This window comes from Mycoplasma sp. (ex Biomphalaria glabrata) (assembly GCF_001484045.1).
Classification (GTDB): Bacteria; Bacillota_I; Bacilli_A; order Mycoplasmatales.
Map to the genome: position 1 here is coordinate 580,179 of NZ_CP013128.1, position 15,136 is coordinate 595,314.

A 15,136-nucleotide genomic window follows, 5' to 3' on the forward strand; every position below is an offset into this window, starting at 1 on the left:
TTTTGATGAGTGTTTTAAATGAACTTGAGTTAAATGATGATGCTTTAGTTGATTTAAAAAAAGTTAAAATCAGCGCACCAATTTTTGACGATATTAAACGAGAAACGCTTATTTACTTAGGACTTGTTAATTTATTTCCTAATTTTCCTAATTTATACACACTAATTACAAAGTTAAAAAAATATGAATTTAAGCAAAGTTACAAAACTCAAATAATCATAATAAATAAAATTCACGATAAGGAAAAAATTTTAAATTTTGTTGAGCAATATTTTTATGCAAAATTTAAAATTTTAGGTTCACAATGACAGTATATTGAACGTTTTAACAAAATATTATTTTTTGATGAAAATATAAATATTGAAAACATTACTAGTGAATTAAAAAAAACATTCACTTTCTTTTCAATTAAATTTGAACCAATTTTAGAAATCGACACTGCCACAATTAACGAATGTAAAGAAATTGAAATTCACAGAATTCAAATTATCGAGGAAACTAACAAGCAAACTGCCATTGAAAATCACGAAAGAAAAGAATCGGAAGATATTCTTTCAATTATTGAATCAGATAAATGAATCCGTTTTTCTGATTTACTAGATGGTAATAAAGAAAAAACTAAAAAATTTCATATAAAAGGAAATTATACACAAGTTAATATTCGCAAAGGACCTAAATGTTTCCGATTTGGATTTGTTATTCATGATAATCGTGAATTTATCAATTGCTGCTTTTATATTCAAAATGAGGAAGCCAAAAAAGCTCAAGAAATTGAAAAATTATTTAACAACCATAATGCTTGTCAAATTGTTGGAAAATTAGGAATGAAAGCAGATTGAAAAACTGGCAAAAAGGAACGTGAAATTTCAGTTATTAAAATTAATTTTATTAATGGGACTGATCTTCATTTTAATATTGAAATTGTAGATGAAAGTCCAATTAAAAGAACAGAATTACATTGCCATACTAAAATGAGCACTATGGATGGTTTAATATCTCCGGATGAACTTTTAAATACAGTATCGAAGTGAGGATGAAAAAGTATTGCCATTACCGATCATTCGGTTGTTCAATCCTTTCCAGATGTATATTCTTGAAAAAAGAAAAAGAAATCTGATATTAAAATTTTATACGGTTGTGAATTTGAAGTTATTGATCGCCAAACTTTTGAAATTGCTAAAAATGAAAATCAATTGCAGAATGAATCAGTTTCAATAGATGAATACATCATATTCGACTTAGAAACAACCGGTTTATCACCAGTTTACTCAGAAATTATTGAATTTGGAGCTATTCACATTAAAAATAACGAGATAGTTTCGCGAGAACAATTTTTTGTAAAACCAAAACTATCAATCCCGCAGCACATAACAGCTATTACAAATATTACAAATGACGATGTAAAGAATGCAAAGCCAATTGAAATAGAATTAGATAGAATTCGAAATTATATTAAAGATTTACCACTAGTTGCTCATAATGGTTTTGCTTTTGATTCATTGTTTTTAAAAAATGTTTACGAAAAACATGATCTTAAATTTAACAACGTCATTATTGACACCATGATATTGGCTCGTAAATTTAATAACATTTTTCAGTTGAGAAGATTTCGATTAATGGACTTAGCAAAATATTTTAAAGTAGAATATGATGCTGAAAATAAAGCTCACCGAGCTGACTACGACTGCGAAGTTCTAATGGGTTGCTTTAATGGAATGATTTCTGCTTTAAAAGAAAATGGGATTGAATTAACAGAATTACAAAAATCTTCAAACAACTCCGATAGTTTTGTTCATGCTAAAAATTATGGTGAGCATGTAAGTATTCTTGTTAAGAATCAAGATGGAATTCGTGATTTATATCAATTAGTTTCTGAAGCTCACACGAAAACTTTCTTCGATCGACCAAAATTGTTTTGAGATGAAATATTACAAAAACGAAATAATTTTCTTGTCGGTTCGAGTTGTTTAGAAGGAAAGATTTATCACGATGCTATTTCGTTATCTGATGACGATTTATTTAAATCTATTCAAATATTTGATTACATTGAAGTTTTACCACCAACCGCTTGTACCAAATTAATAGCTGATGGAATATTTAATTCAATTGAGGAAATCGAAACATTAACTAAAAGAATTATTAAATTAGCTAAAAAAGCTAACAAGGCAATCGTTGCAACAAGTAACGCACATTACATTAGTAAGGAAGACAAAGAGTTACGAAAAATTTTTGTAAGCACAAAAGGTTTAGGTGGTGTATACCACCCATTAAAATCCGTGCTCGATAAGACTCAAAATATTCCAGATAATCACTTGCGTATGACTAATGAAATGATAGAGGAATTTAGTTTCTTAAAAGATGAAAAATTAATAAATGAAATTGTGATTGAAAATCCAAATAAAATCGTCGAGTTGGTTGATAACAAAATTATCCCAATTAAAGAAGGATTGTATTTTGCAAAAATCGGGGATAACACACAAAAACTTGTGAAAGAGATGGTAGCAACTGCCACTTTACAAAAATATACTCATGAAGGAGTAGTGCCAAAAATCGTAGAAGATCGTATTGCAAAAGAATTAAATTCAATTATTACTTATAATTTTTCAGACATTTATTATATTGCCCATAAAATTGTTAATAAATCTCTTCAAGACAACTATCTTGTTGGAAGTCGTGGAAGTGTTGGTAGTAGTTTAGTTGCTCATTTTATGGATATCACTGAGGTGAACCCTTTACCAAGTCATTATTTATGTCCAAAATGTAATTTTTCAGATTTTAATATTGATAATGAAGCATATGCATGTGGGTATGATTTACCAAATAAGGAATGTCCAAAATGTAGTACTCAAATGAGTGGACAAGGTCATAACATTCCATTCGAAACCTTCCTAGGTTTTGAAGGAGATAAGGTTCCTGATATTGATTTAAATTTTGCAAGTTCTTATCAAGCTTCAGCTCATGATTACACAAAAGAATTATTCGGAGCAGAAAATGTTTTACGAGCTGGAACAATTTCTACTGTTGCTCAAAAAACTGCCTTTTCTTTTGTTGACGATTATGATCAAATTTTTGATTTAAATAAACCAAAAGCGGAAAAAGAAATTTTGGCAGAGAAATGCACAGGAGTACGTAGAACGACAGGTCAACATCCTGGCGGAATTATTGTTATCCCAAAAGATCAAAATATTTTTGATTTTACGCCATACAACTTTCCAGCAGATGACCAAAAAAGTGAATGAAAAACAACCCATTTTGCTTACGAATCGTTGCATGATAGTTTGTTAAAACTAGATTTATTAGGACATGTTGATCCAGAGGCTATTCGTATGCTTCAAAATATTACAGGAGTTAACCCAAAAGATATTCCGTTCAATGATCCGAAAGTTTTAAGTTTATTTACTTCAACAACAGAATTAAAAGTTGATAATATTTACGCTATGAACAATAAAAATGGAGCTAATGGAATTCCGGAATTTGGAACGAGTTTTGTTAAAAAAATGCTAGAAGCAACTAATCCAAAAAGCTTTGCTGAACTTGTAAGAATTTCAGGACTATCACACGGAACGGATGTTTGAACCAACAATGCAAAAGATCTTGTTGAAAAAGGAATTCCTTTGAGTAGTTTAATTTGTTGTCGTGATGACATCATGGTTTACTTATTAGAAAAAGGATTACCACCAAAAACTGCATTTTCAATTATGGAAGATGTGCGAAAAGGAAAAGGTTTAAAACCAGATGCTGTTGATTTATTAAAGAAACACAACATTGAAGATTGATATATAGAATCATGCCAAAAAATTAAATACATGTTCCCAAAGGCTCATGCTACAGCTTATGTTATTATGGGATGAAGAGTAGCTTGATTTAAAATATATTACCCATTGGCATATTACGCTACTTACTTCACGTTACGTTGTGATTATTTTGACCCACTTACAATGATAAAAGGGTTATCAACACTGAAAGAAGAACAACAACGAATTAAAGATATCCCTTATAAAGAAAAAAACCAAAAGACGAATCATTACTATCAACATTCGAATTAGTTGAAGAAATGTTGTCGCGCGGTTTTAAATTTAGAAATATTGATATTTATAGATCGCTTGAAAAAACATTTATCCTCCATGAAGATAATGAGTCGTTAATTATCCCATTAATGGCTATTGATGGTTTAGGTGAACAAGTTGCTAAAAATATTGTTGTTGAACGAGAAAAAGGTTCATTCATTTCGGAAAAAGATTTCATTGACCGAACAAAGATTAACAAAACTCAACTAGGAAAATTAAAGGCTTTAGATATTTTGAACTTCAATTAAAAAAGTAATTGACATAATATGCGATGTATGGCATTATATAGTTATAGATCGAAAGGTTAATAAGAGAGGCTTGCCTCTCTTTATTTTTGAAATATGGAATTACAAATTTTTAAGGTTATTGAAGAAGTTTTATCTAGTTTTGAACTTTACTTATGAAATATTAAACAAGTTGAGAAATCAGATGGTATTGAATTAACAATTTTTGTTGATAAAAAAGACGGGGAAATGGATTCAGATTTGTGTTATAAGGCACATAAGGAAATTAATTATCAACTTCAATCATCTGATGAATTAAAAAAATATTGAGTAATGGAATTATGTTCAGCCGGAAGTAGACGCGAAGTAGAAAACGACTTACATCTTCAGAAAAGCATTAACAAAAAAATTGAAATCCGTTTGCGAGATGCATATGAAGGAAAGTACTCTTTTAGTGGAAAATTATTAGATTTTAGTAACAATGTGATAACACTTGAAACTTTAGATAAAGTAATTAAACTAGCGCGAGGGAATGTTAAAAAAATTAATTGAATTATTAATTAAGGAAGGGAAAAAATATGAAAAAAAAGAATTATTAAAAGACAACGATAGCCAAAAAGATGTAAAAAATTTATTACAAGGACTAATGGCGTTAAAAAACAAATATAGAATTGCACAAGACGACGTTTATGAGGCATTAAAATATGCTTTAGCGTTGGGGTTTAAAAACGAGAGTGGATACAATGTTTTTGTAGAAGCTAACTCATCAATTACTGATTCAACTTTAGATTTTGAAGCAAACACAATGGTAGTGGCAGATGATGTAGAAGCAGTTAAAATGGGTCAAACAATGTTGTCCGACATTGTTGATGTTTGTCCAACAGCACAAGTGGGTGATAAAGTTTTAATTAAAAAATTTGGTTTAGGAGCAACACGTGAATGAAGTAGAAAATCAATTTCTATTTTTACAAATGTTTTAAATGAACAATGTCGTATTAAACAACTAGAATTATTAATTACTCGTTATAAAAATAGGGAAACTAAATTAGTGCGTGGGAAAATTGAGGGTCATTTACAAGGTGGATTTTTTGTTCGTTTAGATGACGATACATTATGTTTTTTACCGAAAGCTCAAATTAGTCCATTAGATAATTTAGATAATCAACCTACTCAATATATTCGCGCTGTTATTTCAAATGTGCTTGAAGAAAAAAATAAAGGAAAAGCACAAATCATTTTATCTCGTTCAAATGCAGATTTCGTTCGTGCCTTATTTTTTAGTGTAGTTCCAGAATTGAAGGAAGAAACGATTGCAATTAAAGCTATTGCTAGAATTCCAGGAAGAACAACTAAAATAGTTGTTGCTTCAAACAACTCAAATGTTCGTGCTTTAGGAACAATTTTAGGAGTTAACAACGATAGAATTAACGCTGTTAAGAGTGAAATTAATAACGAAAACATTAATATCATCAATTGAATGTCTGAAGAAAATGAACTAATTGAAAAAATTATTAAACCTGTTCGCGCTATTGCTATCAAAACAGTTCAAAATAATGAAGGTGAAGAAGCTAAATATATTGTTGTAAATGATGAAGAATTACCATTAGCATTTGGTTCAAAACGCATTAATAATAATATTTTAAAACAATTGTATGGCGAAAATACTCAAATCGTTGGATTAATTGAAGCTAATGATCTTGGATTAATGGCAAAAATAAAAGAGCAAAAAATAATTCAAGCACCAGAAGAAAAAATAGTTACACAAAAAACTACTGAAATACGCGAAGAAAAAACAAAAAATCTACATTAGCTGAACTAAAAGAAACTTTATCGGCTGATAGTGCATCTCGTAAAGGATTAACACTAGAAGAGAAATTAGCTGCCGAAGAAAAAGCAAAAAAAGAACGTGAAGAACGTAATTTAGCCCGTAAAAACCGTCAAAGCAAATTTGTTACATTCAAAAAAGAAGAAAAATCTGATGAAGACGACATTATCAAAAAGCAAAATGAAATTTTATCAAAACAATATCAATCACTAGAAATAACTGGCGATGACTATAATGAAGATGACTATAATGAAGATGTCGAACTAGAAGCTGATTTTGAAGATTTCTACGATGAAGAATAAAATAAATTAATAAAAATTAATAGGAGGGTGAGATGAAGCAATTACAAAAGAATCAAAACGCATTGTTTGATAAGAAAGAGAATACTTTATACTTTCATTCGAACTTAACAGTAACCGAATTAGCTAATGCTTTAGGGCGCCCAATGATTGATGTTGTGGAATATTTCTTTTTACAAGGAAAACTACGTAATGCAACAGCTACTTTAAACCAAGATGACATTGCTGATTTATGCTTAAGTTGAAGTATAAATTTTGAACAAGCAGAAAAGTATATATCTCAAGATGAAAAAATTCTAATCCGCAAAGATGAAGAAAGATTTTTAGCATCACGTCCACCGGTTGTGACTATTATGGGACATGTTGATCACGGGAAAACTTCGTTATTGGATTTTATTCGTAAATCAAAAGTTGCTCAGGGAGAATCTGGTGGGATAACTCAACACATTGGTGCTTACCAAGTGAAAAAAAATAATAATTTGATTACTTTTATTGATACACCGGGGCACGAAGCTTTTACGCAAATGCGTACAAAAGGTTCAAAAATCACTGACATAGTTATTATAGTTGTTGCAGCCGATGATGGTCCAATGCCACAAACAGTGGAATGTATCGACCATGCTCGTAATGCTAATGTTGAAATCATTGTGGCAGTTAATAAGATAGATAAACCACAAGCAAATGTTGAAAAAGTCCAATCAGCAATGTCTGAGTTAGGTCTTGTTCCAATTGAATGAGGTGGAAAAGTTCCTTTTATCCCAATTTCAGCCAAAACCGGTGCTAATGTTGACGAATTATTGAATGAAATTATTTCATTGTCTGAATTACTAGATTTAAAAACAGTGCCAAACGGACCAGCTCAAGGTTCAGTAATCGAATCTTATATCGATCCAAAAAGAGGAGCAATTGCGACAATTTTAGTTCAAAAAGGACAATTAAAAGTAGGTGATTTTGTTGCTTCTAAAGATTGTTACGGAAAAGTAAAAGCAATTTTTGATGAACATAATCGTCCTTTAAAAATTGCCAACCCTTCTCAACCAGTTGTTATTCTAGGGTTAAATAATAATCCTGAAACCGGTTCGATAATTTCGGTTTATCCAAGTGAAAAAGAAGCGAAAGAAATTGCTAAAAAATATGAACAAATTGAACGTAATGCCAATTTTACAACAACAAGTTTAGTTAACGATAAAACACTGAATTTAATTATTCGTGCTGATGCGGAAGGTTCGATTGAGGCTATTAATCACTCTCTTGCTCAAACATCATTGGGAGACCACAAAGTGAATATTATTCGTGCTCAATCAGGACCAATTACTAATAGTGATGTTGATTTAGCAAAAGCATCAAATTCAATTATTATGGGATTTCATGTTCGTCCTCAAGCTAACACAAGAGAACACGCTAAAACACATAATGTTGAAATTAAAACATATGACATCATCTATAAAATGATTGAAGATGTAGTTTCTTTATTAAAAGGTTTACAACCAAACGTTGATGTTGAAAAAGTTCAGGGACAAGCGGAAGTACGTAATATTTTCAAAGCATCAAAAATCGGAACGATTGCTGGTTGCATGGTTTCGCATGGAAAAATTACTTCAACAAGTCGCATCCGTATTATTCGTGATGGAAAAATTATTTTTACAGGACAAATTAGCGAATTAAAACGTTTTAAAGATAATGTTAAAGTGGTTAATGCTGGATTTGAGTGTGGTATTACTATTAAAAATTTCAACGATATTAAAGAACAAGATATTATAGAAGCTTACGAAATTATTTCAGAAAAAACTAACCAAGAATAATTCTTGGTTTTTTATATCTATTTTTTGTTTTAAAAAAAAGATAAGAAGTAAAATTAACATATAAACTGATTGATAAGGACGGGGTATGTCGAAAGAAAAATGAACATCGATTTTGCAAAAAGAAATAAGTCAAATTGTTCGTCTCGAAATTAAAAATAAGTACGTTAATAGCATTACTATCACGGGTATTGATTTAACACAAGATTACAGTTACGCACGTATTCATTTTCATAGTAATTACCCTGGTAAGTTAGTGCAAGAGGAAAGTGCAAAAGTCGTTCCAGTGATTAAAGCAAAATTAGCAAAAAAAATTAATTTAAGAAAAATTCCACAATTAATTTTTATGTATGATGCTACTTTAGAAAACGCTAATCGAATTGATTCTATTATTGATGGTTTAAACACAGAGAAAGATAACGATGAAGGAGATAAAGATGGAGAATAAAATATCAATTGAGATTTTAGCTCATAAATTATTAGGTTCAGATCAAAAAGAACATTGCTTAAATGATTACAAAGGAAAGTATATAGTTTTATACTTTTATCCAATGGACAATACACCTGGTTGTACTATTCAAGGTCATAAATACACAGAATTGTTGTCAAAATTTGAAGAATTAAATGCAGTTGTAATCGGAGTAAGTAAAGGTAATGCTGCAAAAAAAGAAGGATTTGCGCAAAAGGAATGCTACAAACACTTATTATTAGCTGATCATCCAGAGCTAGTTTTATCAAAATATTTTGGAGTTACTGGGAAAGTTTTTGGATTAATTTCGCGTTCATCATTTATTATTTCACCAGATCAAGAAATAATATTTTCAAATAAAAAAGTTGACCACAACGATGACGCGCAAATTAATTATGATTTTTTAAAAAATCATAAATAATTATCGATGAAAATAATTTTTTGAAACTATCATAATTCTAAAAATTTAATTAAATCACCAATTACCATAACGATTGGAAAATTTGATGGGATTCACACAGGACATCAAGTAGTAATTCAAAAAACCTTGCAAATAGCTAAGGATACAAAAACAAAATCAGCTATCTTTTTTTTCGATCCACATCCAATCGAGATTTTAATGAATTTAAAAACTTCTAAATTGACACCATATTCTAAAAAAATATCTTTATTATCTGAATATGATTTTGATTATTGTGTTGTTATTAAATTTTCCGACTCATTTAGTAATTGTTCTAAAACTTGGTTTATCGATGAATTAAAGAATCGATTTAATGTTAGCAATATTGTTGTTGGTGAAGATTTTAAATTTGGTAAAAATCGCGCAGGAAATTTAACTGATTTAGAAAGTTTTTTCAATGTTTATAAACTAAAACTAACAACAATTGGCAACGACATAGTTTCTACATCGGAAATCATTCAAAACATAAAAGATGCAGATTTTGAAATAGCTAATAAAAAATTAGGAAGACGCTATGATGTTATAGGAAAAGTAGTTAAAGGAAAGCAATTAGGAAGAAAATTAGGATTCCCAACAGCTAATTTGTCTTTTAAAGATGAATACATGATTCCAAAGGTTGGAATTTATGCAGGGTATGCCTGAGTTAAAGGGAAGAAATATAAGGCGGCTATTTCGATTGGTTATACCCCTACAATAGATACAAGGAAAACTCCAATTGTTGAAGCACATTTACTAGATTTTTCACATAATATATATAATTTTAATTTAAAGTTGGAATTTGTAAAATGAATCCGTGCAGAGCAAAAATTTAATTCATTACAGGAATTAAAATCAGCAATTTCTATTGATGTTGAAAAAATTCGAGAAACATTAGATTAGTTACTATTTAAAACTATGATATTTTTACATTTTATGCTATTCTTTTAAAAGGTTTTAAAACACCTAAATAATTGTGAGAATAAGTAAGTTTAATTTGGCCAAAAATTAATTACTATTTATTCTTGAATATGGAGGATTCAATGGCATTAAATAGAGACAAAAAAGCATCTGTTATTAAAAAAGTTTCTGGTGGAACTAAAAACACAGGGGCAACTGAAGTTCAAATCGCATTAGTATCAGAACAAATCTTAGCATTACAAGAACACATTAAAACGAATAAAAAGGATATTAGAGCTATCCGTCGTATTGTTCAAAAAAATGCTCAAAGACGCAAAATGTTGAAATACTTAAAACACCACGATTTAACTAAATACAATGAAATAATTAAAGCATATAACTTAAAAGAAGTTGCTTAAATAAATGACCCATGGGGTCATTTTTATTTTACTGCTTTGAATTAAAATTAATTTTGGTAATATAAATACGACAAATAATTTCAAAAATAATTTAAATAATATAATTTGCAAGGAAAAATAATGGAAAAAGATAATAAATATAAAATTAAATATAATGAAATCAAAATATATGCCTTAGGTGGTCAAGATGAACTTGGTAAAAGTTTATACATTTTAGAGGTAGGGAATAAATTAATAGCATTTGATGCTGGAGTAAAGGATGTTGATAGTTTTCAATTAAATAATGAAATCTTAGTTGCAGATATTACTTACTTGCAACAAAACGCATCACGATTAATTGGTTTTTTTATTTCTAACTCAGATAAAGACAGTATGGGCGGATTAGTGTATTTTGCTAACAAACTAAAAGTTCCAATATTTTGTTCGCCGTACACGAAACATTCAATTTTAAATTTATTTAAAAGATACAAGGTGAAATTAGAATGTGAAATTAAAGTTTTGGAAAATCACCAGGAATTGGATTTTGGTCGTTTTAAAATTAAAGTATTATTCACATTACATTCGAGTTTTGAATCACTAGTTTTTGTTGTTAAAACGGAATATGGAAACATTTGATTTGCTCGTTGTTTTTTAATTGGAACAGATGATAAAAGTGCTGATTTCATGTCAAGTGTAATGCGTGAGGCAACAACTCAAAAAACCTTGTTAGCAATGCTGGATAGTCGTTTTGCTGAACAAGATGGTTTCACCCATCCAAAACAAAATATTTCTAATATCATCCAAAATTGATTTCTAGAATTTCCAAAATCACGTATCCTAATTTCTTGTTTTGATCAAAATATATACAATGCTCAAGAAATTATTAAAATTGCAAATCGACAAAAACGTAATGTTTATATTTATGGAAAAACACTTAATGATAATTTATTGGAAGCAGCAAGATTGAAAAATTTTACAGGAGACTTTGTTTTAGGGAGTTTCGAAGAAATGGATAAATCAGACAACGGAATTATTATTATCGGAGGAAATGATGATCGCTTATTTAAAAAAATTACGCGACTTGGATTAAATAGTGATGAAGATTTGCATTTAAAATCAAGTGATGTATTCATTAATAATGCCTTTGCAGATATTGTTAACGAACTTAAAGGAATAAGAGCCATTAATGAATTAGCTAAATCTAACGTGGAAATACGTAGTATTCCAAAAAAAGAAATTCGTCAAATAGGTCCTAGTTCAGCTGATACGCAATTATTTTTAAGTATGATTGAACCTAAATATTTTTTACCAATTTGCGGTTTATATAAAAGTTTTATAGCTCAATTAGGAAATGCTAGTCGCGCTCATATCAACAAAGAATGTGTTATTTTAATGGATAATGGCGAAATGATTTCCTTTATTGATGGAGAATTACAAGAAACAAGAGCAAAAGTTCATGCTGATAGTGTTTTTGTAAATAACAATAATATTGATGACGTTGATGTTAAATTAATGGCATCTCGAGTTGCTTTAGGGAATTTCGGAATTGCTTTCGTGGGATTTGGAATCGATAACGAATGAAATATTCAAACAGGAATTGATATTCAAATGCGCGGTGTTGTTTATTTAAGAAATAATCAAGGTATTATTGAAAATATTTCTGAAATTGTACAAAAAAGTTTAGACCACGAAAAAACTAATAAAAATCCTAGTATCGATAATCTTCAAAAAGAACTAGAAAATACAATAGCTAAATATATTCAAAAACATCACAATAAGACTCCGAAAATTTCTATTTTTATTCAACAAATGTAATTTATTTTATACATTTGGGTATAAAATAAAAGTAGAGCTGATACTAAGTGGAGGAGTAAAAGCAATATAATTATTTTGCAATTTTAATTGCAGGAGACTGATATGAGACTAACAATAAAGAACAAAATATTGTCATTAGCATCAGTACTTATATTAAAAAGACCTTTAAAAATAAAACAACTCTTTTTACAGGAAACAATATATAAACCTTTTAGTCATGCTAATGAACAAGGATTTAATCAAATTTAATTAAGTTACAAAAACTTAATCAAGTTAAAAAAAAGACTTTTGTATAAGTCTTTTTTTATGCAATATTAATCTTATTTTCTTCTTTTACTTTACAATTAAAAGTAAAGAGAGGTTAATATGGATTACGACATTTCCGAAAAAATCTCCCATTCGCGCGGGAGATGAGCAGATAGAGCAGCAGCTATTATTACATTAATAATTTTAATTTTATCGATTGTGAGGGTCCCTTATGTTGGTTCACCAATTGATGACTACATTTTTAAAATAACTTTCGGGATTGGTCGATATTTAATTTATCCAATTTTATTTTATTTTTGCATTATGCGTATTATTGATCGAAAAAGTCATGAGTTTGTAAATAAAAGATCAAGAAATGCATTATTATTCTTCATCGGTTTTATAACTATGATTGGAATGATTGAAGGAACAACATGAATCAATTCAAAAGAAGCAACTAATTTTGGGACAATAATGAGTAACTTTTGAACTATTTTTCATACTTCAGATTTTACACAACATGATTCGTTTGGTGGTGTTGCCTCTGGATTTTTAGGCATATTTTATTTTGGTTTATTACATTTCATTCCTAATCCATGAGGTTTAATGATTGGATATATTATGTCTATTTATGTTGCTATAATTGGTTTAAGTTTGGTAATTACATTTAAAAAATTCTATTTATATTCTTGAATTATCCAAACAATTAAATATAACAACGCTATTCGTAAAGAAAAACAAAAACAAATTCAATTGGCTCATGAAGCAAAACAAAAATACCCTTTTGCTGAACAAACTGGACAATTTTCAATTGATGAAAAAACTCTTGAAAAAGAAGTAAAAGCGGATTTCGGTTTAGATAGACCAAATATTGACAAATTCACTCAAGAATTTACCGATCCTTATTCGAATTTAACACGCAACATTCCTAAAAAAGAAAAACGTAGTTTTAGTATTTTTAAGAAAAAAGAAGAAAAAGTGGTTGATGAAAAACAAGAATCATTCGATTCTCAATCAATGATTAGACCATACGGTGTTGGAACAAAAGTAAATAATTTTCAAGAAGCTTATAATAACATCGATTTAAGTAATTTAGATTATGAAAAAGTTTCAACGATTGGTCAAAATGACGTTGTAATTGATGATGAAAATAGTGAATATGATGTTTCTATTCAGTCAAAAGGTGATCTAATTAACTTAGATTATCAATCAATTGATATCGAAGAATTATCTGATGTTCAAAAAGATTTAAGTCATGAAGAAGAATTAAAATCTCATATTGAACGCCAAAAAGCTAAATTAATCGAACTATTTAATCAATTTGATATTGAAATTGAAATCGTTTCACAAGTTGTTGGAGCAACTGTAATTCGTTATGATATGATTGTAAAAAATTCAGGGATTAAAGTTTCACGAGTTTTACAAATGCATGACGATATTCAATTAACATTGGCATGTCGCAATGTAATGATTTATGCACCAGTTCCAAATAAATCAATTATCGGAATCGAAGTAGACAATCCTTTCAGAAGAGTTGTTTCGTTTAAAGAAATTTATAAAAAAGCAGTAGTTAATGACTTATTAGATATACCTCTTGGCGAAGATTTTAACGGAGAAGCGATCAGCTTAAAATTAGAATCAGCTCCCCATGTTTTAGTTGCTGGAGCAACTGGTTCTGGAAAATCAATTTGTATTAATACAATTATTTCTTCAATCATCATGAGATGTAAGCCGAGCGATGTTCGTTTATTATTGATTGATCCAAAACGCGTTGAACTAAGTGTTTTCTCAAAATTACCGCCCCTTCTATGCCCTGTCATAACAGACACTAAAAAGGCAGCTTTGGCATTAAAAAAATTAATCGAAGAAATGGAACAACGCTTCACTATCTTTAGTGAAGCTGGAGCTAGAAACATTGACGGTTATAATAATAAAGTTGATACAAATCGACGATTACCAAAAATCGTTGTAGTTATTGATGAATTAGCAGATTTAATTTTATCAACAGGAAAAGATATTGAAGAATCAATTACTCGTTTAACACAATTAGCAAGAGCCGCTGGAATTCACATTATCGTTGCAACACAGCGACCATCCGTTGATGTAATAACAGGTTTGATAAAATCAAACATTCCAACTAGAATTTCCTTTGCAGTTTCAACGGCTATTGATTCAAGAACAATAATTGACCAAGGTGGTGCTGAAAAACTTTTAGGTAAAGGGGATATGTTATTTCTATCTTATGGAGCAACCGAATCTAAACGCGTTCAAGGATCTTATGTTTCTGATGAAGATTTGAATTTCATTGTAACGCAAACAAAAAATAATCATTCATCAGAATTGATTTTTAATGAGAAATTTTTAAATCTTGATGAAGAATTAAGAACTTCATCAATGGATGTTGGTTATTCAGATGGAGCATCAGATCAATTATATGAACAATGTCTAACATACGTTCGTGTTGTTCGCAAGGCTTCTACATCGTTACTTCAACGTCGTTTTGGAATTGGTTTTACAAGAGCTGCTCGTATTATTGATGCCATGGAAGCTAATGGAATTGTTGGTCCGTCACAAGGTTCAAAACCAAGAGATGTTCTAAATTAATCAAGGAGAAAATATGTTTGGAAATGCTGAAAAATTACTAAATGAATTAAATAA

Annotated in this window: 12 protein-coding genes; all 12 read left to right on the forward strand. The window is 29.4% G+C overall.

What is annotated here, in order from left to right:
• Positions 1–5 precede the first annotated feature (5 nt).
• Positions 6–4,046 carry a PolC-type DNA polymerase III gene (locus ASO20_RS02725; RefSeq protein ID WP_085056430.1) on the forward strand — a complete coding sequence of 1,347 codons (4,041 nt, stop codon included), beginning with the start codon at positions 6–8 and terminating at the stop codon, positions 4,044–4,046.
• Between the two features lie 8 nt (positions 4,047–4,054).
• A complete protein-coding gene (locus ASO20_RS02730) occupies positions 4,055–4,315 on the forward strand; it encodes a helix-hairpin-helix domain-containing protein (RefSeq protein ID WP_085056431.1) in 261 nt (86 codons plus the stop codon).
• A gap of 93 nt (positions 4,316–4,408) precedes the next feature.
• On the forward strand, positions 4,409–4,855 hold the full coding sequence (locus ASO20_RS02735) for a hypothetical protein (protein WP_085056432.1): 447 nt from the start codon (positions 4,409–4,411) through the stop codon (positions 4,853–4,855).
• A complete protein-coding gene (locus tag ASO20_RS02740; protein ID WP_085056433.1) occupies positions 4,824–6,101 on the forward strand; it encodes a hypothetical protein in 1,278 nt (425 codons plus the stop codon). Before ASO20_RS02735 ends, ASO20_RS02740 begins: the two co-directional genes overlap by 32 nt.
• A gap of 349 nt (positions 6,102–6,450) precedes the next feature.
• Positions 6,451–8,217, forward strand: a complete 1,767-nt coding sequence (gene infB / locus ASO20_RS02745; protein WP_085056434.1) for a translation initiation factor IF-2 — start codon at positions 6,451–6,453, stop codon at positions 8,215–8,217.
• An 85-nt stretch (positions 8,218–8,302) separates the two neighbouring features.
• On the forward strand, positions 8,303–8,662 hold the full coding sequence (gene rbfA / locus ASO20_RS02750; RefSeq protein WP_085056435.1) for a 30S ribosome-binding factor RbfA: 360 nt from the start codon (positions 8,303–8,305) through the stop codon (positions 8,660–8,662).
• On the forward strand, positions 8,652–9,104 hold the full coding sequence (locus ASO20_RS02755) for a peroxiredoxin (RefSeq protein ID WP_198140226.1): 453 nt from the start codon (positions 8,652–8,654) through the stop codon (positions 9,102–9,104). The genes rbfA and ASO20_RS02755 overlap by 11 nt, the downstream gene beginning before the upstream one ends.
• Positions 9,105–9,110: 6 nt before the next feature.
• Entirely contained in the window at positions 9,111–10,022 is a 912-nt protein-coding gene (locus ASO20_RS02760) for a bifunctional riboflavin kinase/FAD synthetase (RefSeq protein WP_085056437.1), read from the forward strand.
• Positions 10,023–10,162: 140 nt separating this feature from the next.
• Complete coding sequence (gene rpsO, locus ASO20_RS02765; protein ID WP_198140227.1) at positions 10,163–10,438, forward strand: 30S ribosomal protein S15; 276 nt, start codon at positions 10,163–10,165, stop codon at positions 10,436–10,438.
• 120 nt (positions 10,439–10,558) lie between these two features.
• Entirely contained in the window at positions 10,559–12,232 is a 1,674-nt protein-coding gene (locus ASO20_RS02770; RefSeq protein ID WP_085056439.1) for a ribonuclease J, read from the forward strand.
• A 102-nt stretch (positions 12,233–12,334) separates the two neighbouring features.
• Entirely contained in the window at positions 12,335–12,481 is a 147-nt protein-coding gene (locus ASO20_RS03060; RefSeq protein WP_157061717.1) for a hypothetical protein, read from the forward strand.
• Positions 12,482–12,598: 117 nt separating this feature from the next.
• On the forward strand, positions 12,599–15,082 hold the full coding sequence (locus ASO20_RS02775; RefSeq protein ID WP_085056440.1) for a DNA translocase FtsK: 2,484 nt from the start codon (positions 12,599–12,601) through the stop codon (positions 15,080–15,082).
• Positions 15,083–15,136: the final 54 nt, after the last annotated feature.